20 protein-coding genes are annotated in these 18,757 nt (G+C 41.8%); 6 read left to right on the top strand and 14 right to left on the bottom strand.

Annotation, left to right across the window (positions count from 1 at the left end; genetic code table 11):
* The first annotated feature begins 18 nt into the window (after window positions 1–18).
* A complete protein-coding gene (mltF, locus tag GKR71_RS04245) occupies window positions 19–1,677 on the top strand; it encodes a membrane-bound lytic murein transglycosylase MltF (protein WP_154633973.1) in 1,659 nt (552 codons plus the stop codon).
* On the opposite strand, the gene tadA is transcribed toward mltF, so the two are convergent.
* The gene (gene tadA, locus GKR71_RS04250; RefSeq protein WP_230085021.1) at window positions 1,674–2,186 is read right to left on the bottom strand and encodes a tRNA adenosine(34) deaminase TadA; all 513 of its coding nucleotides are present in this window, start codon (window positions 2,184–2,186) and stop codon (window positions 1,674–1,676) included. The genes mltF and tadA overlap by 4 nt on opposite strands.
* Window positions 2,187–2,273: 87 nt before the next feature.
* Window positions 2,274–2,921: a leucine efflux protein LeuE gene (gene leuE, locus GKR71_RS04255; protein ID WP_036949445.1), complete on the bottom strand. Its 648-nt coding sequence runs from the start codon at window positions 2,919–2,921 to the stop codon at window positions 2,274–2,276.
* Window positions 2,922–3,112: 191 nt separating this feature from the next.
* On the opposite strand from leuE, the gene GKR71_RS04260 reads away from it, so the two are divergent.
* Together GKR71_RS04260 and GKR71_RS04265 are read left to right on the top strand one after the other, a co-directional pair.
* Window positions 3,113–3,562 carry an XRE family transcriptional regulator gene (locus GKR71_RS04260; RefSeq protein WP_108478528.1) on the top strand — a complete coding sequence of 150 codons (450 nt, stop codon included), beginning with the start codon at window positions 3,113–3,115 and terminating at the stop codon, window positions 3,560–3,562.
* 284 nt (window positions 3,563–3,846) lie between these two features.
* Window positions 3,847–4,107 carry a YfhL family 4Fe-4S dicluster ferredoxin gene (locus GKR71_RS04265; protein WP_006661288.1) on the top strand — a complete coding sequence of 87 codons (261 nt, stop codon included), beginning with the start codon at window positions 3,847–3,849 and terminating at the stop codon, window positions 4,105–4,107.
* A 177-nt stretch (window positions 4,108–4,284) separates the two neighbouring features.
* On the opposite strand, the gene acpS is transcribed toward GKR71_RS04265, so the two are convergent.
* The 11 genes from acpS to rpoE form a co-directional block, all read right to left on the bottom strand.
* Window positions 4,285–4,668, bottom strand: coding sequence for a holo-ACP synthase (gene acpS / locus GKR71_RS04270; protein WP_036949441.1), 384 nt, complete (start codon window positions 4,666–4,668; stop codon window positions 4,285–4,287).
* The gene (gene pdxJ, locus GKR71_RS04275; protein WP_108478527.1) at window positions 4,668–5,399 is read right to left on the bottom strand and encodes a pyridoxine 5'-phosphate synthase; all 732 of its coding nucleotides are present in this window, start codon (window positions 5,397–5,399) and stop codon (window positions 4,668–4,670) included. The genes acpS and pdxJ overlap by 1 nt, the downstream gene beginning before the upstream one ends.
* A gap of 284 nt (window positions 5,400–5,683) precedes the next feature.
* The gene (gene recO, locus GKR71_RS04280) at window positions 5,684–6,409 is read right to left on the bottom strand and encodes a DNA repair protein RecO (RefSeq protein ID WP_036949438.1); all 726 of its coding nucleotides are present in this window, start codon (window positions 6,407–6,409) and stop codon (window positions 5,684–5,686) included.
* An 11-nt stretch (window positions 6,410–6,420) separates the two neighbouring features.
* Window positions 6,421–7,329: a GTPase Era gene (era, locus tag GKR71_RS04285; RefSeq protein ID WP_036949437.1), complete on the bottom strand. Its 909-nt coding sequence runs from the start codon at window positions 7,327–7,329 to the stop codon at window positions 6,421–6,423.
* Window positions 7,326–8,006: a ribonuclease III gene (gene rnc, locus GKR71_RS04290; RefSeq protein WP_036949435.1), complete on the bottom strand. Its 681-nt coding sequence runs from the start codon at window positions 8,004–8,006 to the stop codon at window positions 7,326–7,328. Before rnc ends, era begins: the two co-directional genes overlap by 4 nt.
* 282 nt (window positions 8,007–8,288) lie before the next feature.
* Window positions 8,289–9,254, bottom strand: coding sequence for a signal peptidase I (lepB, locus tag GKR71_RS04295; protein WP_036949433.1), 966 nt, complete (start codon window positions 9,252–9,254; stop codon window positions 8,289–8,291).
* Window positions 9,255–9,271: 17 nt separating this feature from the next.
* Window positions 9,272–11,068, bottom strand: a complete 1,797-nt coding sequence (lepA, locus tag GKR71_RS04300) for a translation elongation factor 4 (protein ID WP_036949554.1) — start codon at window positions 11,066–11,068, stop codon at window positions 9,272–9,274.
* A gap of 290 nt (window positions 11,069–11,358) precedes the next feature.
* Window positions 11,359–11,823 (bottom strand): SoxR-reducing system protein RseC, encoded by a 465-nt coding sequence (gene rseC / locus GKR71_RS04305; protein WP_036949432.1) that lies wholly within the window; start codon window positions 11,821–11,823, stop codon window positions 11,359–11,361.
* Window positions 11,824–11,826: 3 nt separating this feature from the next.
* Window positions 11,827–12,777, bottom strand: coding sequence for a sigma-E factor regulatory protein RseB (gene rseB / locus GKR71_RS04310; protein WP_036949430.1), 951 nt, complete (start codon window positions 12,775–12,777; stop codon window positions 11,827–11,829).
* Complete coding sequence (rseA, locus tag GKR71_RS04315) at window positions 12,777–13,400, bottom strand: anti-sigma-E factor RseA (protein WP_036949428.1); 624 nt, start codon at window positions 13,398–13,400, stop codon at window positions 12,777–12,779. Before rseA ends, rseB begins: the two co-directional genes overlap by 1 nt.
* A gap of 57 nt (window positions 13,401–13,457) precedes the next feature.
* Complete coding sequence (gene rpoE / locus GKR71_RS04320) at window positions 13,458–14,036, bottom strand: RNA polymerase sigma factor RpoE (protein ID WP_006661282.1); 579 nt, start codon at window positions 14,034–14,036, stop codon at window positions 13,458–13,460.
* Between the two features lie 431 nt (window positions 14,037–14,467).
* Here rpoE and nadB point away from each other — a divergent pair, with 431 nt between their 5' ends.
* Window positions 14,468–16,069, top strand: coding sequence for an L-aspartate oxidase (nadB, locus tag GKR71_RS04325; RefSeq protein WP_036949425.1), 1,602 nt, complete (start codon window positions 14,468–14,470; stop codon window positions 16,067–16,069).
* A gap of 39 nt (window positions 16,070–16,108) precedes the next feature.
* Here nadB and trmN read toward each other — a convergent pair whose 3' ends face one another.
* The gene (gene trmN, locus GKR71_RS04330; protein ID WP_036949424.1) at window positions 16,109–16,843 is read right to left on the bottom strand and encodes a tRNA(1)(Val) (adenine(37)-N(6))-methyltransferase TrmN; all 735 of its coding nucleotides are present in this window, start codon (window positions 16,841–16,843) and stop codon (window positions 16,109–16,111) included.
* A gap of 159 nt (window positions 16,844–17,002) precedes the next feature.
* Here trmN and GKR71_RS04335 point away from each other — a divergent pair, with 159 nt between their 5' ends.
* A complete protein-coding gene (locus tag GKR71_RS04335) occupies window positions 17,003–17,734 on the top strand; it encodes an IclR family transcriptional regulator (protein ID WP_154633974.1) in 732 nt (243 codons plus the stop codon).
* 2 nt (window positions 17,735–17,736) lie between these two features.
* Window positions 17,737–18,654: a formimidoylglutamase gene (gene hutG / locus GKR71_RS04340; protein ID WP_108478522.1), complete on the top strand. Its 918-nt coding sequence runs from the start codon at window positions 17,737–17,739 to the stop codon at window positions 18,652–18,654.
* Window positions 18,655–18,757: the final 103 nt, after the last annotated feature.

The raw sequence follows: 18,757 nt of genomic DNA on the forward strand, positions 1-18,757 counted from the left end.
TGCACGAGAAATAATTATTTGAATAACCTAAAAGTTAACTATTTTATTATCGTGGTCATCGCTTTACTTGCCACCATGATCATTGGCTTCAATGTCCGATGGTCTAATACGCAAAACACCCAAGTCGACAAAATTATCTCTCGGGGTGAGTTACGTATTAGCGCAGTAAGTTCACCACTCATTTATATTGATGAGCAGCGTCAGCTACGTGGCTTTGACTACGAGCTTGCTCAAGGCTTTGCCACGTACCTAGGTATTAAACTCAAAATTATTATTCGTCCGACTATTGAACAGATTTTCGAAGATCTCGATAACGACGATGCCGACATCGCTGTGGCGGGGCTGCTGTATAATAAAGACCGTTTGGAAACCATGAAAACGGGTCCAAGCTATTTGAGTGTTACTCAGCAATTGGTTTACCGTAAAGGTACTACGCGCCCAAAAACCTTTAATGACCTGAAAGGGAAATTAATGGTTATCGCGGGGAGCACTCATGCAAGCACGTTAAAAGCACTTTCAGCGCAATATCCTAATCTTAAGTGGGAAGAAAGCAGCAACTATACACCAAGTCAATTATTAGAAATGGTGGCCGAAGGTGAAATTGATTACACCCTTGAAGATTCTATTGCGGTCTCTTTGCAGCAACGTATTCATCCTAAAGTCGCCGTGGCATTTGATTTGCGCGATGACCATGCCATTACATGGTATTTAAGCCGCCAACATGACAACAGCCTAGATGCCGCCCTGCTCGATTTTTTTAATCTCAGCAATCAAAACGATCTTCTTGCTCGCTTGATTGAAAAGCATTTCAGCCATGTGGAATCCTTCGATTATTTCGATACCATAACGTTTATTAGCGCCATAAATAATAAACTGCCGGATTATCAACCTCTCTTTGAGAAATATGCTGAGACCGTTGAGAGCATCGATTGGAAATTACTTGCTGCAATAGCTTGGCAAGAATCTCACTGGAATCCTCTTGCAACCTCACCGACTGGCGTTCGTGGGATCATGATGCTCACCAAACCAACGGCTGCAACTATGGGAATTGAAGACAGGTTAGATCCAGAGGGGAGCATTAAAGGTGGGGCTGCGTATTTAGCCTATATTATGAAACGCTTACCCGATTCTATCGCTGAAGATGATCGCATTTGGTTTACCCTTGCTGCCTATAATATGGGTTATGGGCATATGCTGGATGTGCGAAAACTAACGCAAAGACTTGGCGGTAATCCTGACCGCTGGCTTGATGTTAAAGCAAATTTACCCTTGCTAACTCAGCAAAAATATTATTCCCAACTCACTTATGGTTATGCCCGAGGACACGAAGCTTATCGCTATGTAGAAAATATTCGTCACTATCATCAAAGCTTAGTGGGTTATTTGCAAAGTCAGGAGAAAAAGCAGAAAACACTCGAAATTGCCAAGAAATCTCACGTTTACGTTGTAGTGCCAAATGAGAACTCGCCGCTTTCCTCTTATGTGATGCCCGATGTGGTGTCAGCAAAAGTGGATATCACGCCCAAAGCGTCAGCAAATCTCGGTGTGTTTAATGCCAAGGAAAATACTCGTGCACCAAACGACTCTCTAGGGAAATATATTTTGGCAAAACCAACACGTTCGAGTTCCACCGATAATAACGTAGCCCTACAAAAGGAAACATCAATTGAAGACTAGCTTTCGGGATTTTGAGCCTGCTTTTCTTGACGTCTCTGCTCTTTAATTTGTGCTCTGCGCATTCTAAAAAAATCGCTGAGCATGGATGAGCAAGTTTCTTCAAGTACACCACTCGTCACTTCAACATAGTGGTTTAAACCTGGCTGCGACATGATATTAATGAAGGAGCCACATACCCCCGTTTTAAAATCGTTCGCGCCGTACACCACTCGACCGATGCGGCTATGGATCATCGCCCCTGCACACATAATGCAAGGTTCTAAAGTGACATACAGCGTTGTGTCTAATAAACGGTAATTCTGTAGTGCGGTGCCCGCTTTTTGTAAGGTAATAATTTCGGCATGGGCGGTAGGGTCGTGATTTTCAATGGAGTGGTTCCAGCCTTCTGCTACTAGTTGGTTATCTTTGACCAGTAACGCACCGACAGGAATTTCCCCTGCATCTTGAGCTTTTTTTGCTAGCTCAAGAGCTTGAGCCATCCAATACTCGTCGATTTCTAATTGCGTCACTCTAGCCTCTCATTCATCCACACACGAAAAGTTGATTATTACGAAATGTTAAAGTGACTGCAAATTGAATCTGATATTAATCAACAACTAATTACTAAAAATGGCAAGTTTTGCTGCGAACCCCATAAAGAATGCACCGACAGTGCAATTTCCCAATTTCGCCAAAATCTGCTTTTCCCGTAAAAAGCGCGCTATCAAGTAGCCACTGAATATCAATAAGCTTAGATACAAGAAGCTAACCGTCTCTAAGATAACCGCTAATACCATGTACGGCACCCAAGCATGGCTATAATTGAAGTCGATAAATTGAATAAAGAACGAGATATAGAACAAAATTGCTTTCGGATTCGTTAAGCTAAGTACCAACGCGCGAGTGAAGTAATTTTCTTTTCTTACTTCAATCTGCTCAACCCCTGCTGATAACGATTTTTTCTGCCAAAAAGTTGCATATAAGATTTTGCACCCTAAGTACAAAAGATAAGCTGCCCCTAAGTATCTTACGATGGTAAACAGCGTTGGAGAGGCTTTGATCACCGAGGCAACACCAATGAATGAAAGAAAAATCAGTATTGCATCGCCAGTGAAAACACCGATTGCAGCGCGATATCCCGCTTTAGTCCCATGTGAAGTACTTGATTTTAATACATACAGTGAGTTCGGACCAGGAACAATGATGATAAGCACCAATCCCGCTAAGTAAGTCCAAAAATTTAATACCCCTAGATTTTCAAACATGACTACTTCCTAATTGTTTTTTCTTATTACTATCACAGTTGCGATCCATTGTGAATATTCTACTTTTATTAATTTTTAAATCATTTGAATATATAAAACGAACTAATAATTAACATTATTTTTAAAATCTCTCTCATTAAATATGATTAACCCGCACTTAAGTTTTCATAGTTTAAATAAGAGGAATAAACATGGCTTTTATTAGAAGAACCGTGCAATCAAGTATCTTTGAAGAGTTTTACCCAACAACGCTTGCATTCAGCGCTGCTAAGAAAAATTACTTCTTAGGGCATTCAAAAGATAAATCCTACATGATCTATAACATGACAGATGCCGGCAAAATTGAACCTACCGTTGTCGTACAAAAAGGTAAATTAAAAACCTATCTGCAAAATATTCAAGCTTTCTACGATCCAACACAGAACAAACAGTATCTGTACGGTTATAATCTCGATGAGAAAGTTATCGATGTTTATCAAATCGCTGATAATGCCAGCATCGTGCTAATGTATTCTGAGGAGTTCAACGTTGAAGACTCTATAAAATCAGCGACCTTCTTCATCATTAATGGTGTACTGTGCTTCTATACGCAATCTGATAAAACTAAGAGCTGGTATATCTATAACTTAATTAATTATTAATTTAATATTTGCTATTAATTGCTTTCTTCCATAAGAGCTTAATTTAAGCTCTTATTCTATTTTTATAAATAGAGCCTTTTTATATTATTAATTCGACTTTATTTGCAAACTACCTACTTTAAATAATACTTAGAACTTTCAATTATTCTGCTTGTTTATCACTGTTTTTTAGTTGGTCATCTCCGTTCACTCGCACATAATTCAGTGTCTAATTGATTTACTTCAGTGTAAAATGACGTTCGAAGACGTATACTACTGGTTTAAATCTGATATAACTAATTGAAATGGCACTATTAATTACTAAAAAATGCATTAACTGCGATATGTGTGAACCTGAATGTCCAAATGATGCGATCTTCATGGGGGCGGAAATCTATGAAATAGATTCAAACCTGTGTACTGAATGCGTTGGGCACTATGATAAACCCACTTGCCAATCAGTTTGCCCTATCACTAATACAATTATTACAGATCCTGAACATATTGAATCCCAGGAACAGCTTTGGGATAAATTTGTCATGATCCATCACGCCGATAAAATCTAATTTCATAAAGATGCTGAACAGACTTGTTGAAACGACGATGGTTGAACTCTGCGTTATTTAGCTTTGTTTTACTAAAAACCCATCCGTTGAAGTGCTCTTTCATTAAAAGACTTTTTCATTGAGCTACTATTTCATTGAAACATTGCCGACTGCAGATAAGCCGGCAATGAATAATGACTACAGACTTTCAATAATCACCGTTGCAGCCGCATAGTGTCGTTCATCAGTAATTGAAACATGAAAATGCGTGGCTTTTAAGCTATTGGCTAATTTTAACGCTTCACCGCTCAGTGACAGTAATGGCTTGCCTAGCTCATCGTTTGTGACTTCAAACTGATTAAAAGCCAAACCATTACGGATCCCCGTACCTAATGCCTTAGCCGCCGCTTCTTTCACTGCAAATCGCTTAGCAAGAAAACGCGCAGGCTTAGTTTGTTGCTGGTATTGCGCATATTCATGCTCTGTTAAAATACGCTTCGCTAAGCTATCTGCGGAGCGCTCGATAACAGATTCAATACGCGTAATCTCAACAATATCTGTACCTAAACCTACAATAGCCATTATTTACGTGCTTCTGTGAGTAAGTTTTTCATGTCAGACACTGCTTGAGCTAAACCGCTAAACAGTGCACGCCCAATAATCGCGTGACCGATATTCAGCTCATAAATTTCAGGCAGCGCTGCGATACGTTGAACATTATGGTAAGTCAGTCCATGCCCCGCATTCACTTTAATACCTTTACCTGCAGCATAACTTACGCCATCACGAATACGGCGGAACTCAAGCTCTTGCTCTTGTTCAGTTTTGGCATCCGCATATGCGCCTGTGTGAATTTCAATAAATGGCGCTCCACACTCTTGAGCAGCATCAATTTGTTCATGATCCGCATCGATAAATAAAGAAACTAAAATACCTGCTTCGGCCAGCCGTTTTACTGCGGATGCGACTTTTTGTTTTTGCCCTGCGACATCAAGTCCGCCTTCAGTGGTCACTTCCTCGCGCTTTTCAGGAACCAAACAGCAATAAGTCGGCTTAATACGACAAGCAATGTCAATCATCTCATCTGTGACTGCCATTTCAAGGTTCATACGCGTTTGAATGGTTTGGTTGAGCAGTTCAACGTCTCTATCGGTAATATGACGGCGATCTTCACGTAAGTGGATAGTGATCCCGTCGGCTCCAGCTTGCTCAGCAACAAATGCCGCTTGAACAGGGTCAGGATATTGTGTTCCTCTTGCATTTCTAACAGTTGCAATGTGGTCAATGTTAACGCCCAATAACAGCTCAGCCATGTTTAACTCCCTATGAATAAACAGTCACTTATTTCTTGTCTGCCATATCCTACTGCAATTTATGGGATTGGGGGAAAAAATATCTCTTTCTTCCTTAGTGATTCCAAACTAATAATAATATTTCATCAATTACATTCTTTTTTTGGGAAGCGCCTCGAAGAAAGTAAATAGCACAAAAAATTTGTCTCGCTCACCTGCCGTTTTATGGTTACAACAGTTTGGATGACAGCCATTTGCAATTACAACAGATAAAAATAGCGCCATAAAACAAAATCGAATAATTTCTATGACTTAGTCATGTTCTGAGAAGGGGTAGTAAATTGCCTGAAAAGCTCACGGCTTTTAAGAGGTTTACCACCTAGGTAAGGTTTTAGTGCCATGCGGGTAAACCGTTTAGCAGCTTTTAAGGTGTCGGCATCTGGGAATTCTCGGTCGGCTAACGCTCTTAATTGCTTACCCGTGAACGTGAGTTGGTCAACAACTAGGCTGCCGATAAACCCTTTTTCTTCACGGTAACGGTAGGTCATGGTGTCTGAAACTGGCTCACCACTGCCCGCACAATGTAAAAAATCTACGCCATAACCGAGATAAGACAGCAAAGCGAGCTCGAACTGGCGTAACGCAGATTCAGGCGTGCGTTCACTCCCTGCTAAAACTTGCAAACAATTGAGGTAATCAAAAAATAGAGATGAATAAGGTGTACCGAACTCAATAACCCGAGCGGTAAGTTCATTAAGGTATAAACCGCTATATAAAACAGTGCCACTGAGAGGGAGAGCAAGAGAGACAGGGTCAGCATTGATAAGAGTTTTGATTTCACCTTTGCCACTCCAACGGATCAACAAAGGTGTAAAAGGCTGTAAACAGCCTCTTAATGGTGAGCGGTTGCGTCTCGCACCCTTTGCTAGCAAACGAATTTTACCTTCCCCTTCCGTGAAAAAGTCAATTAATAGACTTGTTTCACTGTAAGGACGGGAATGGAGCACAAACGCGCGTTGCCAACCACTCACGGTGTCACCGATTATTTTAAATCGTCAACATAGCCCAGACTGCGCAGTGCTCTTTCGTCATCTGCCCAACCGGATTTAACTTTAACCCAAAGCTCTAAGTGAACTTTCGTTTCAAACAGGCGTTCCATATCAATACGAGCTTCTGTACCAATGGTTTTCAGCTTGCTACCTTTATTACCGATAACCATTTTTTTCTGGCCTTCACGCTCAACTAAAATCAGACCGTTGATATGGTAGCCGCCTTTATCCATCTCTTTAAACTGTTCAATTTCAACAGTCACAGAGTACGGTAACTCATCACCTAAGAAACGCATCAGTTTTTCACGGATAATTTCAGAAGCCATAAAACGCTGAGAGCGGTCTGTAATATAGTCTTCAGGGAAGTGGTGAATAGCTTCAGGGATATGCTGTTTCACAATCTTCGCGATGGTATCAACACCAGTGCCTTTTTCTGCACTGATTGGTACGACATCCAAGAAATTCATTTTTTGGCTGATCATACCGATGTGTGGCAGTAAGCTGGTTTTATCCACCACATTATCAATTTTGTTGATCGCCAAAATAACTGGGCAACGTAAGCTAGATAGCTTGTTCAGCACCATTTCATCATCTGGTGTCCAGTGGGTACCTTCAACCACAAAAATAACCAATTCAACATCGCCAATAGAGCTAGATGCTGCGCGGTTCATCAAACGGTTAATCGCTCTTTTTTCTTCGATGTGAAGACCAGGGGTATCGACATAGATAATTTGGTAATTATCTTCTGTGTGGATCCCCATAATACGGTGGCGAGTTGTCTGAGGCTTTCTCGATGTGATCGAGACTTTTTGCCCCAGTAACTGGTTTAACAGTGTTGATTTCCCAACATTTGGTCGTCCAACTATGGCAACAAAACCACAGTGGGATTGTAATTCACTCATTCAATCTCCAAGATTTTCAATGCTTGTTCTGCTGCGGCTTGCTCCGCTTTACGACGGCTTGAACCTATGCCGTTAATCGGCTCTTCAATGCCGCTCACTTGGCAATGGATCGTAAATTCTTGATCATGAGCTTCACCTTTCACATGTACCACTAAATAGTTCGGCAGTGGAAGATGACGTCCTTGCAGATATTCTTGTAGCCGCGTTTTCGGGTCTTTTTGTTTATCACCCGGACTAATTTCATCCAATCTTACTTTGTACCATGCCAGAATGATCTCTTCGATAGTTTGAATATTACTGTCGAGGAAAATCCCACCAATTAAGGCTTCAACGGTATCAGCTAAGATTGATTCTCGGCGGAAACCGCCACTTTTTAATTCACCCGGGCCTAAACGTAAACATTCACCGAGTTCAAATTCACGGGCAATTTCCGCCAGTGTATTTCCACGCACTAACGTTGCGCGCATACGGCTCATATCACCTTCATCCACCTTAGGAAAACGATGATAGAGATCGTTAGCAATCACAAAACTGAGAATTGAATCACCCAAAAATTCCAGTCTTTCATTATGTTTGCTGCTAGCACTTCTATGAGTTAATGCCTGAATTAATAAATCATTTTGCTGGAATGTATATCCCAGCTTACGCTGTAATTTTTCTAACAAAGAGGGGTTCATGTGCGCCCAACCATTCTACGTTTAATAAAAAAGCACACGCAACAGACCTGTAAAATCAGCTATTTTACAAAACTGTTGCGTTTGCACTGACTTCCGTCGACCATCACTCGTAAGCAATTGATATTCTAAAAATAACTTTTATGAATTATCGGAATTTAACGAGGATAGTTAATAATTAGGAAGTCAATAATGTTTAAAACAACATTATTGTACACTGGGTAAAATAATAATGCTTATGATAATGCGAGTTTTCTAATGAAAACCCGCATTGTCTGAAATGAATTATAGAGGACCAATTCGGCTAAAGCGAATACCTGTAGGCCATTCGTTCTCTTGTTTATCTAAACTTAACCAAATAAACACTGCACGCCCCACTAAATTTTGCTCAGGAACAAAGCCCCACATACGGCTATCAGAGCTGTTGTCTCTATTATCCCCCATCATGAAATAGTGTTTCTCAGGCACAATCCACTCATTAAGCGGTAAACCTGGTTGTACATATTTTGATTGAGTAATGTAGTTATTAATCGTCAAAATTTGGTGCGTAACGGTATCTAATTTCTCACTTCGACCATATTGGCGCAGTGAGTTATTTGGTAACGCTTGGTCTACTGGGATTTGATAATTACCATATTGATTATCAACCACAGAGCTATTTTCAAATACCATTGTCCATTCACTTGGTTCTAATGGACCATAAGTGACCGGCAATTTTTCTGTGCATTTATTGTCTGCGCAGTTAGGGTAAATGGTCAGCTCTTTCGCTTCTGGGTTATAAATGATTTTATCCCCCGGCAAACCAATAACGCGTTTCACGAAGTCTACATTTGGCTCTTTCGGATATTTAAATACCGCAATATCTCCACGATTAGGCTTACCCGTTTCGATTAATGTGGTTTGAGTAATAGGATCTTTCAATCCATAAGAAAACTTCTCAACCAGCATAAAATCACCAACTAAGAGCGTTGGCATCATCGAACCTGATGGGATTTGGAACGGCTCATAAATAAACGAACGAACAATCAAAACAATGGCTAACACAGGAAAAATTGAGGTTCCCGTTTCCAGCCACGACGGACGACGAACCGCTTTCGCAAGTTCATCTTCGTTCATTGAGCCGTTTGTTACTTCCCGCAATTTTTTAAGCTTCGCTTTACGTGCTGGCGCAAACTTAAATTTATCTAAGCACCAAATAATCCCTGTCACCAGTGTTGCTAGTGTGAGGATCAGGGCAAATGTGTTAGCCATTAAGACTCCTTGTAAACTTAGCTGTCTTTACCAACGTGCAATATAGCAAGGAACGCTTCTTGTGGGAGTTCAACGTTACCCACTTGCTTCATACGTTTCTTACCGTCCTTTTGCTTCTGTAACAGTTTCTTCTTACGGCTAACGTCACCGCCATAACATTTGGCAAGAACGTTTTTGCGCAGCTGTTTCACTGTAGAACGAGCAATAATGTGGTTACCAATTGCTGCTTGGATAGCAATATCAAACTGTTGACGTGGAATAAGCTCTTTCATTTTTTCCACTAACTCACGTCCGCGGTACTGCGAGTTGCCACGGTGAGTGATCAGCGCTAAAGCGTCGACACGTTCGTTGTTGATTAACACATCCACACGCACCATGTCTGACGTTTGGAAACGCTTGAATGAATAATCTAAAGAAGCATAACCACGAGAGGTTGATTTTAAACGGTCAAAGAAATCCAGAACCACTTCTGACATCGGAATTTCGTAGGTTAGAGAAACCTGATTCCCGTGGTAAACCATGTTGGTTTGTACACCACGTTTTTCAATACACAGAGTGATAACGTTACCTAAATACTCTTTAGGCATCAGCATATGGCACTCAGCGATAGGCTCTCTTAACTCTTCGATGTTATTCAGCGGTGGTAATTTCGACGGACTATCCACATAAACAATCTCGCCGTTAGTTTGCTGAACTTCATAAACTACCGTTGGTGCCGTGGTGATCAGATCAAGATCGTATTCGCGTTCTAAACGCTCTTGAATGATTTCCATGTGCAGTAAGCCAAGGAAACCACAACGGAAACCGAATCCTAATGCTGTTGACGTTTCTGGTTCATAGAACAAAGAAGCATCGTTCAGGCTTAATTTACCCAATGCATCGCGGAAGGCTTCATAGTCATCAGAGCTAACAGGGAACAAACCCGCATAGACTTGAGGTTTAACTTTTTTGAAGCCTGGTAATGCTTTATCTGCTGGGTTACGAGCACCAGTTAAAGTATCCCCGACAGGTGCGCCAGTGATGTCTTTAATCGCACACACTAACCAGCCTACTTCACCGCAGTTAAGCACATCACGGTCAATTTGTTTTGGTGTGAAAATACCGAGGCGATCCGCGTTATACACGTTGCCCGTACTCATCACTTTAACTTTGTCACCTTTTTTCAATGTTCCGCTTTTAATACGGATCAGAGAAACAACGCCTAAATAGTTATCGAACCAAGAGTCGATAATTAGCGCTTGTAACGGTGCATCGCCATCACCTTCTGGCGGTGGGATTTCTTTTACTAAACGTTCGATAACATCTTGGACACCGATACCGGTTTTCGCAGAACAACGAACAGCATCATGGGCATCAAGACCCACAATGTCTTCAATCTCATCAGCAACACGCTCAGGATCAGCGGCTGGTAAATCAATCTTGTTAAGGACTGGAACGACTTCCAAGTCCATTTCAATTGCGGTATAGCAGTTCGCCAAGGTTTGAGCTTCAACACCTTGCCCTGCATCCACAACTAATAATGCGCCTTCACACGCCGCCAATGAACGAGAAACTTCATAGGAGAAGTCCACGTGTCCTGGAGTGTCGATAAAGTTCAGTTGGTAAGTTTCACCATCCGCTGCTTTATAATCGAGCGTTACGCTTTGTGCTTTAATGGTGATACCACGTTCACGTTCCAGATCCATAGAGTCTAAAACCTGAGCCGCCATTTCACGGTCAGTTAAGCCACCACAGATTTGAATAATACGATCTGACAACGTGGATTTTCCGTGGTCGATATGTGCAATGATCGAAAAGTTTCTAATGTTTTTGATTTTCAAGGTAATATCTTCTTTTAAATTGCCTTACAAAATCAGTTTTGAGCAAATTTTGCCACAAAACTAAAATGCTATGATTATCACAAGATTGCTAATTAGCAGCATTTTACATACAAGAACCCACTAACACAAAGATTCAATGTAAAACAACTGTAAACTAGCCAAAGTTGAATGAGTTACTTATTTCATTTTTCTTCATTTTTGAACGACCAAAAACAAAATCGCCTGTAGTAAAAAGCTTATGTCGTGAAAGCTTAGCTACAGGCGATGATGTGAGACAATGGCATTCAACCATGTGTTTGAACGCTGATTTCGCCGGGGGGCAGCCCTATTTGTAAAACGATAGGCTGAAAATCGATTTTATTGCGCCAACGTGAAGCCATTTCTCTCGCAGTGAAAAAGCCAGCAAACCCACCGAAAATGCCTGCTAATGCAACCCATACCTGCTCAAATTCAGCTAATTGAGCCAATGCGGCAAATATAAACAATCCAACCAATGGCGTTAAATAGACTAACATAGCAGAACGTAGCAAGCTTCCTTCAGGAATACCTACTTCAATTTTTTGTCCAACAACCAAAGGCTGTTCAACTTCAATTTCCAATTCGTGCTCTGTGTTAGGTCCTATTTTGTTTAAAGCATATGAACCGCAAGCCGCACGAGCGCTGCAACTTCCACATCCGGCTGAAGAGCCATAACGCAATAACGCTCGTCCTTTCTGCCACCTAACTACCGTTGCCCATTCTTTTACCATGATTTACTCCCGAAACTGAATGCTACTCGCAATTAACTGGGATGTTGATAGCGGTAGCTCCCCTATTATCGTAATCACATTTTGCTTTTGAGTCATGGTGTAAATTGTGCGGCGACCATTTTGTAGCGGCTGATCCAGTAAAGGACCTTTCGATGTTTTTGTCACATTAACCGAAAAGGTGAATAACCCATCGCTGAACATCGCTGTTTCAATGATGTCATCATCACTCAATTTTCGCGTAGAGCGAGACACTTCCTCAAAGCCTGGAGGCAGCATTCCCACCCGCCATTTAAATGATGGGTTTTCATTTTTTGGCGATACCAATAATGGTGGTAAATTCACATTACTGAGGGATTTCAATGAATCTTGTACATTTTTGCTATCTAAAACAGTCGAAATTACCCGGAACTGTTCCAGTGTTTGATTATTGTTGTCGAGCAAATCAACACGCAGTGGCAATTTAGTTTCTTCATCGATTAGTAACACATAATTAAATCGAGAATTATCTTTTGAAATAATACGGATGACTAATGCGGGTCTATCACCAATATGCGTACGGCCAGCATCAATAAAATTATAATAAGGCTGAATTTTTTGGTAATCAGCAAAAAGTACCGTAGGTAAGTTATCAATGATATGTTCGCCATTCAGGCTAAACGCATCGAATCCCGGTTCAAAATAACTAATTCGGTTGCCATTTTGTACTATTTCTCGGCGAGATGAATCCATTTGGATCATTTGAGAAATAGGAACACCATTGATAATCGCATGGCGATAGCGCACTGGAACGATATTTTGCGGATTGAATGTCATAAACGACATTTCATATGACAGGTTCTGGGCAGCCGTTCCCATTTCTTTGAAAAGAACATCGGCATCCGTAGATGATGCCGACGCTTGATTAGATATAATCAGGCTGCCCGTCAGGCAGAGGACGGATAACCATTTATTCATTATTGCAGTTTAACCCCTGCTGATGCGGTATTTTTATCACTGTCTTGATGTGGCTGATTCAGCATCGAACGTCTTTCAATTTCATACTGTTGCAGCATGGCATTGATACGTTGATTCTGTTGTTCGATTTGCTGAGACTGTTGCTCAGTGCCAAACAATTGGCTATCTGAAATATTTAAGCTAACTGGCGCACCACGTCCGACAGGAACAGTATTAAATACAGGATCATCCACAGTAGAATCGACGCTATTGCTTTGATTGTATTGTTGAACACCCACAATTACAGCGAGTGATACACATGCAGCCACACCGATTTGCGTAATTTGGCTAGCCCATGGACGAATTTTGTTCCAAAACGGGAAACCACTCCAGCTTGCAGGTTCTGGTTGTGATTCAACAACTGCTTGAGGATTAATTCGCACCGGTTCATTTTCCAGCGCTGCCGCAACTTTACTTGCAATATCAAAATGAATGACATCGCCTGTATCATTACGCAGAGTATCACGAACAAGATGATAGCTCTCCCAACGTTGCTTTAACGTTGAATCACATGAAATGGTGTTAATAAGTTCTAAATCTAGAGCTTCACCATCCATCATTGCGGAAAGTTTCTCTCTTTGCATGCCCAATTACCTTCAGTTAATTGCTCACAGTTAAATGGTAACTCGCGACCCAACCAATTAATGTTGTTGGATCAACGGCTGAACTTTTTCATCAATTGCTTCCCTTGCTCTAAAGATCCGTGATCGAACGGTACCCACAGGGCAATCCATCACTTCGGCTATCTCTTCGTAGCTTAAGCCATCAAGTTCACGTAGCGTGATTGCCATTCGGAGATCTTCTGGCAGTGACTCAATGGTACGGAAAACAACTCGCTTTAATTCATCAGACAACATTAAGTTCTCTGGGTTCGAAATTTCTTTTAATGCGCCGGCTGATTCGAAGTTTTCTGCGTCGCTTGCTTCTAGATCTGACGCGGGAGGACGTCTATCTTGCGCGACTAAGTAGTTCTTTGCCGTGTTGACAGCAATTCGATAAAGCCAAGTATAAAAGGCACTGTCGCCACGGAACGAGCCGATTGCACGATAAGCCTTAATAAACGACTCTTGTGCAACATCAGGTACATCCGCTTGCGGTACATAACGAGAAACGAGACTTGCAACCTTATGCTGGTATTTAATCACCAGTAAATTGAAAGCTTGTTGATCGCCTTTTTGTACTTTCTCAACCAATATTTGGTCTGTCAGCTGCTCGCTCATTCCAGGAACCATCTCCTGAACACAGATTGATAATGACTTAACTTGTTCATCTTCTCCCTTCCTTAAGCAAGCCTAACTTCGAGTAATAAAAACTGATGAAGTTCAATTTATTCCAAAAATAATCGAAAATAATTTCAAAAAATGGGATCGATGTTTCTTAATCGATCTCATTGATCCTTGTGAGCACTACCTAATAGTATACACAAAACAGGCATATCTACGGCATGATTACGTGGAATTTATTCATTCACATTGGCACTTTTCATTTAGCCAATAGTTTTTTCCAAAATAAATGATGATTTTCCAAATAAACTAAAGTGTAGCTAAATAATATAGTTCTTTAAGAACTCAAAATGCGATTAATACATAGTCACAAGCAGCTCGATAGGCTAACATAAAATTCTCTATAGAAACACAACACACAAACACTTATGAACGCATCCACACAGCATGACACTGATATTTTAATCATTGGAAGTGGTGTCGCAGGATTATCAGCCGCACTCCGGCTTGCACCCTTTCATCAAGTTACTATTCTCAGCAAAAGCACCCTCAGTGATGGTGCATCTTATTACGCTCAGGGCGGAATAGCCGCCGTTTTCGATGACACCGACAGCATAGAATCCCATGTTAATGACACGCTTGTGGCTGGCGCGGGGATCTGCGAAAAGAGCGCCGTAGAGTTTATTGCATCAAACGCCAAACATTGTGTTCAATGGCTGATTGACCAAGGGGTTTTATTTGATACCGAAGTCAACGAAACAGGGGAAACTCAGTATCACCTCACCCGAGAAGGCGGACACAGTCATCGCCGTATTTTGCATCATGCAGATGCCACCGGAAAAGAGGTTGAAACCACCCTTGTTAATCTTGCTTTCGAACACCCGAATATCCAGATCAAAGAACGCTACAATGCGGTTGATCTGATCCTCGAAGATAAAACCCAACAAAATACCCGCTCCCGTATTGTCGGTGCCTATGTTTGGAATCGCCAAAAAGAGCAAGTCGAAACTATACGAGCAAAAACTATCGTCTTAGCCACAGGTGGCGCTGCGAAGGTTTATCAATACACCACCAACCCTGATATCTCATCCGGTGATGGTATTGCCATGGCATGGCGGGCAGGCTGCCGCGTAGCTAATTTGGAATTTAACCAGTTTCATCCAACCTGTTTATTCCACCCTCAAGCACGTAATTTCCTACTCACCGAAGCTTTACGAGGTGAAGGCGCTCACTTAAAACGCCCTGATGGTAGCCGATTCATGCCAGATTATGACGCGCGTTGTGAATTAGCACCGCGGGATATTGTCGCCAGAGCTATCGACCATGAAATGAAACGCCTCGGGGCAGACTGCATGTATCTGGACATCAGCCACAAATCCCCTGAGTTTATTCAGCACCACTTCCCCACCATTTATGCCAAATTACTCACCTTAGGTTTAGATTTAACCCAAGAGCCGATCCCGATAGTTCCCGCAGCACACTATACCTGCGGCGGCGTTGTTGTTGACCCGACAGGCATGACAGATGTGCCGAATCTTTATGCTATTGGTGAAGTGAGTTATACCGGGCTACATGGTGCCAATCGCATGGCGTCCAACTCATTACTTGAATGTCTAGTTTATGGGTGGGCTGCCGCAGAAAATATCATCAAAACGATCAACCAGATCCCTGAGGTTTCTGAACTCCCTGAATGGGATGAAAGCCGAGTCCATAACTCTGACGAACAAGTTGTCATTCAGCATAACTGGCATGAGTTACGCTTATTTATGTGGGATTACATGGGGATAGTAAGAACCACAAAACGCCTTGAACGCGCTTTGCGTCGTATTCATTTACTTCAACAAGAAATTAATGATTACTATGCTAATTTCCGCATCTCCAATAACTTACTGGAACTACGCAACTTAGTCCAAGTTGCAGAACTAATGGTGCGCTGCGCCTTAGAACGTAAAGAGAGTCGCGGTTTGCACTATACCTTAGACTACCCTGAACTTTTACCCGATTCTGGTCCAACCGTTTTAACCCGCTAATATTCACCGCCTATCTGTGCATTAGCCGCAGATAGGCTTTTAATACTTAAGATAAAATGGCTGGATCAACGAGATAAACTCATCCGTATAGCTATCATCTGGTTGTTTCAATGTTAAAGACGAAATAACCGGTTCCATCATCTTAATCGTCAACCCTAATAGCATCCGATGATATGGTGTATGGGCTTTATCCTGAACTTGCGCGCGATAGGCTAAATACCAACCACTCGCCATTGCCATCGCTTCGACTTTCTGCCCTACATCATAAGGCAATACCAAACAAAAAATCCCGTCTGGTGCCAAGCATCGTTTCGCGCTATCTAATAATACTTGGTGAGTAAGTGTTCCGGTATAGCGAGCTTGATCGCGTTTTTCATCCCGACACGCTACCGCGGGCTCAAAATAAGGAGGATTACTCACGATTAATTCATACTGATGGTTAGGCTGTTCGCTAAACGTAATAATGTCCTGATGGAACACTCGCAGCCGTTCAGACCATGGAGATTCATCAAAATTTTCCTGTGCTTGTAACGCCGCAGCGTCATCAAGTTCAACCGCATCAACCTGCACTTGCTCACTACGCTGAGCTAGCATTAAGGCTATTAATCCGCTCCCACTGCCTATGTCCAACGCATATTTTGTTGCATTAAGAGGCGCCCACGCACCGAGTAATACCCCGTCAGTACCGACCTTCATCGCGCAACGATCATGAGCAACAAAAAATTGCTTGAAGGTAAACCCGCCTTTTCGATAACTCTTTTTTTGTTCGCTCATACTGCCACTCTGGTTTAAATAGGATTTACGTGAATATTCTCAATTTCAACCCACAAATCTGCAAATTTAATCTAATTCTAATAATATTATTCTCGCATAATGAGAATGTGATTTGTTAGTGATTTTTTTTACTGCTAAGTTCGAGAAAAAGGAGATGCCATGAACAGTATTAATAGAACACTAGATATCTTATCGTTTGTCACGACTTGCGCGTCTCCAATCACACCGCAAACCATTTCCAAAGAGTTAGATATTCCTCTCTCAACGGTTTATCGGCTTTTAACTATTCTCATACACTGGGAATTTATAACTTACTCTAAGCAATATGGCACTTATACCGTTGGTGCGCAGAGTATCAAAACTCAAGAAAAATACTATCACCACAGTTTGTTGATGACCTCGTCAAAATCAGAGCTTCATGCATTAGCGAAAAAGACCCAAGAAACTGCGGCAATTATCACCGCCAACCTACGGGAAACCATCTGTGTCGATAAAATTGATAGTGAACAAGCCGTACGCTGCTCTTTTATTGTGGGACATGGCAATACCGTGATCCGCGGCGCTAGTGCAAAAACCCTCTTAGCTTACCGTGATGAACAATACCAAGAATTGGTCTTCGAAACTCACGCCAAGCAGCTACACAAAGATAACTATTTACAGAAATTAAAACAGGATCTGATCCAAATCCGTCAACAGGGCTATGGCATTTCTGTTGGTGAAATTGATGCTGGTGTTTTTGGCGCATCGGCACCTGTTTTTAAAGGCAATGATATTTTAGCTGTCGTCTCTGTCATGGCACCCGAATTTCGTGCCGTCAACCGTGTCGATGAGCTGATTAAAGCCACATGCCAAACGGCCCAAAATATAACAAAACTGATTAACTTGGAGTAACTATGACACAACCTTTTCAATGGCAGGGTCGTACTGATGGTGAAACACAGGAACATTTACGCATTCACCAAGTCATCAACCAACATTCACCTGCGGAGTTTGCCATTATCGGCTTCGCTTCGGACGAAGGTGTTCGCCGCAATAAAGGCCGCCAAGGCGCTAAATCTGGTCCTGATACTATCCGTCGTCAACTTGCTGGCCTGCCTATCCACCAGCCACTGGCTATTCGTGATGTGGGAACAGTAAGTTGTGATGATGGTGATCTGGAAGCGGCTCAACGCCGCCTATCCGATGAGATAATCTCAGTGTTAGAACTGCGCCAAAAACCCATTGTTTTAGGCGGTGGGCACGAAGTTGGCTTTGCCAGCTTCCAAGGTGTTTTCGATTTTGTTCAAAAACATCAACCAGAAAAAACCATTGGGATCATCAATTTTGATGCGCACTTTGATTTACGCGAAGCCCCAGAAGCCACATCTGGCACGCCATTTTTACAATCGTCACAACTGTGCGCTAAGCACCAGCGCCCTTTCAATTACCTATGTTTAGGCATCGCAGATCACGGTAATACCAAGGTGTTATTTGATACAGCGGATCGCTTAGGTTGCCACTATATTCGCGATAAAGCTTTAACCGCAAGCTTATTACCCCAAGCAATTGAACAGATTAAACAATTTATAAATTCAGTGGATTACCTGTATGTCACTGTGGATTTGGATGTGTTCTCTGCAGGTATCGCACCGGGAGTCAGCGCGCCAGCCGCTCGAGGGATTTCTACTGAAACATTTGATGAATTATTTAGTGTCATCAAATCTAGCGGCAAGATTGCACTGTTTGATATCGCTGAGTGCAATCCTGAATTTGATATTGATAACCACACATCAAAACTAGCAGCTTACTTGGTTTACCAATATTTATTCTAAAAACAACAAACACAATAAAACGACTGATAAACAACTTTACCTTGTCTTTCAAAATATAAATAAAAGCTTAGTCAACTAAGCAACTAGTTAAAAATAAACAGCA

Source organism: Providencia sp. wls1922 (assembly GCF_009706505.1).
Taxonomy (GTDB): domain Bacteria; phylum Pseudomonadota; class Gammaproteobacteria; order Enterobacterales; family Enterobacteriaceae; genus Providencia; species Providencia lanzhouensis.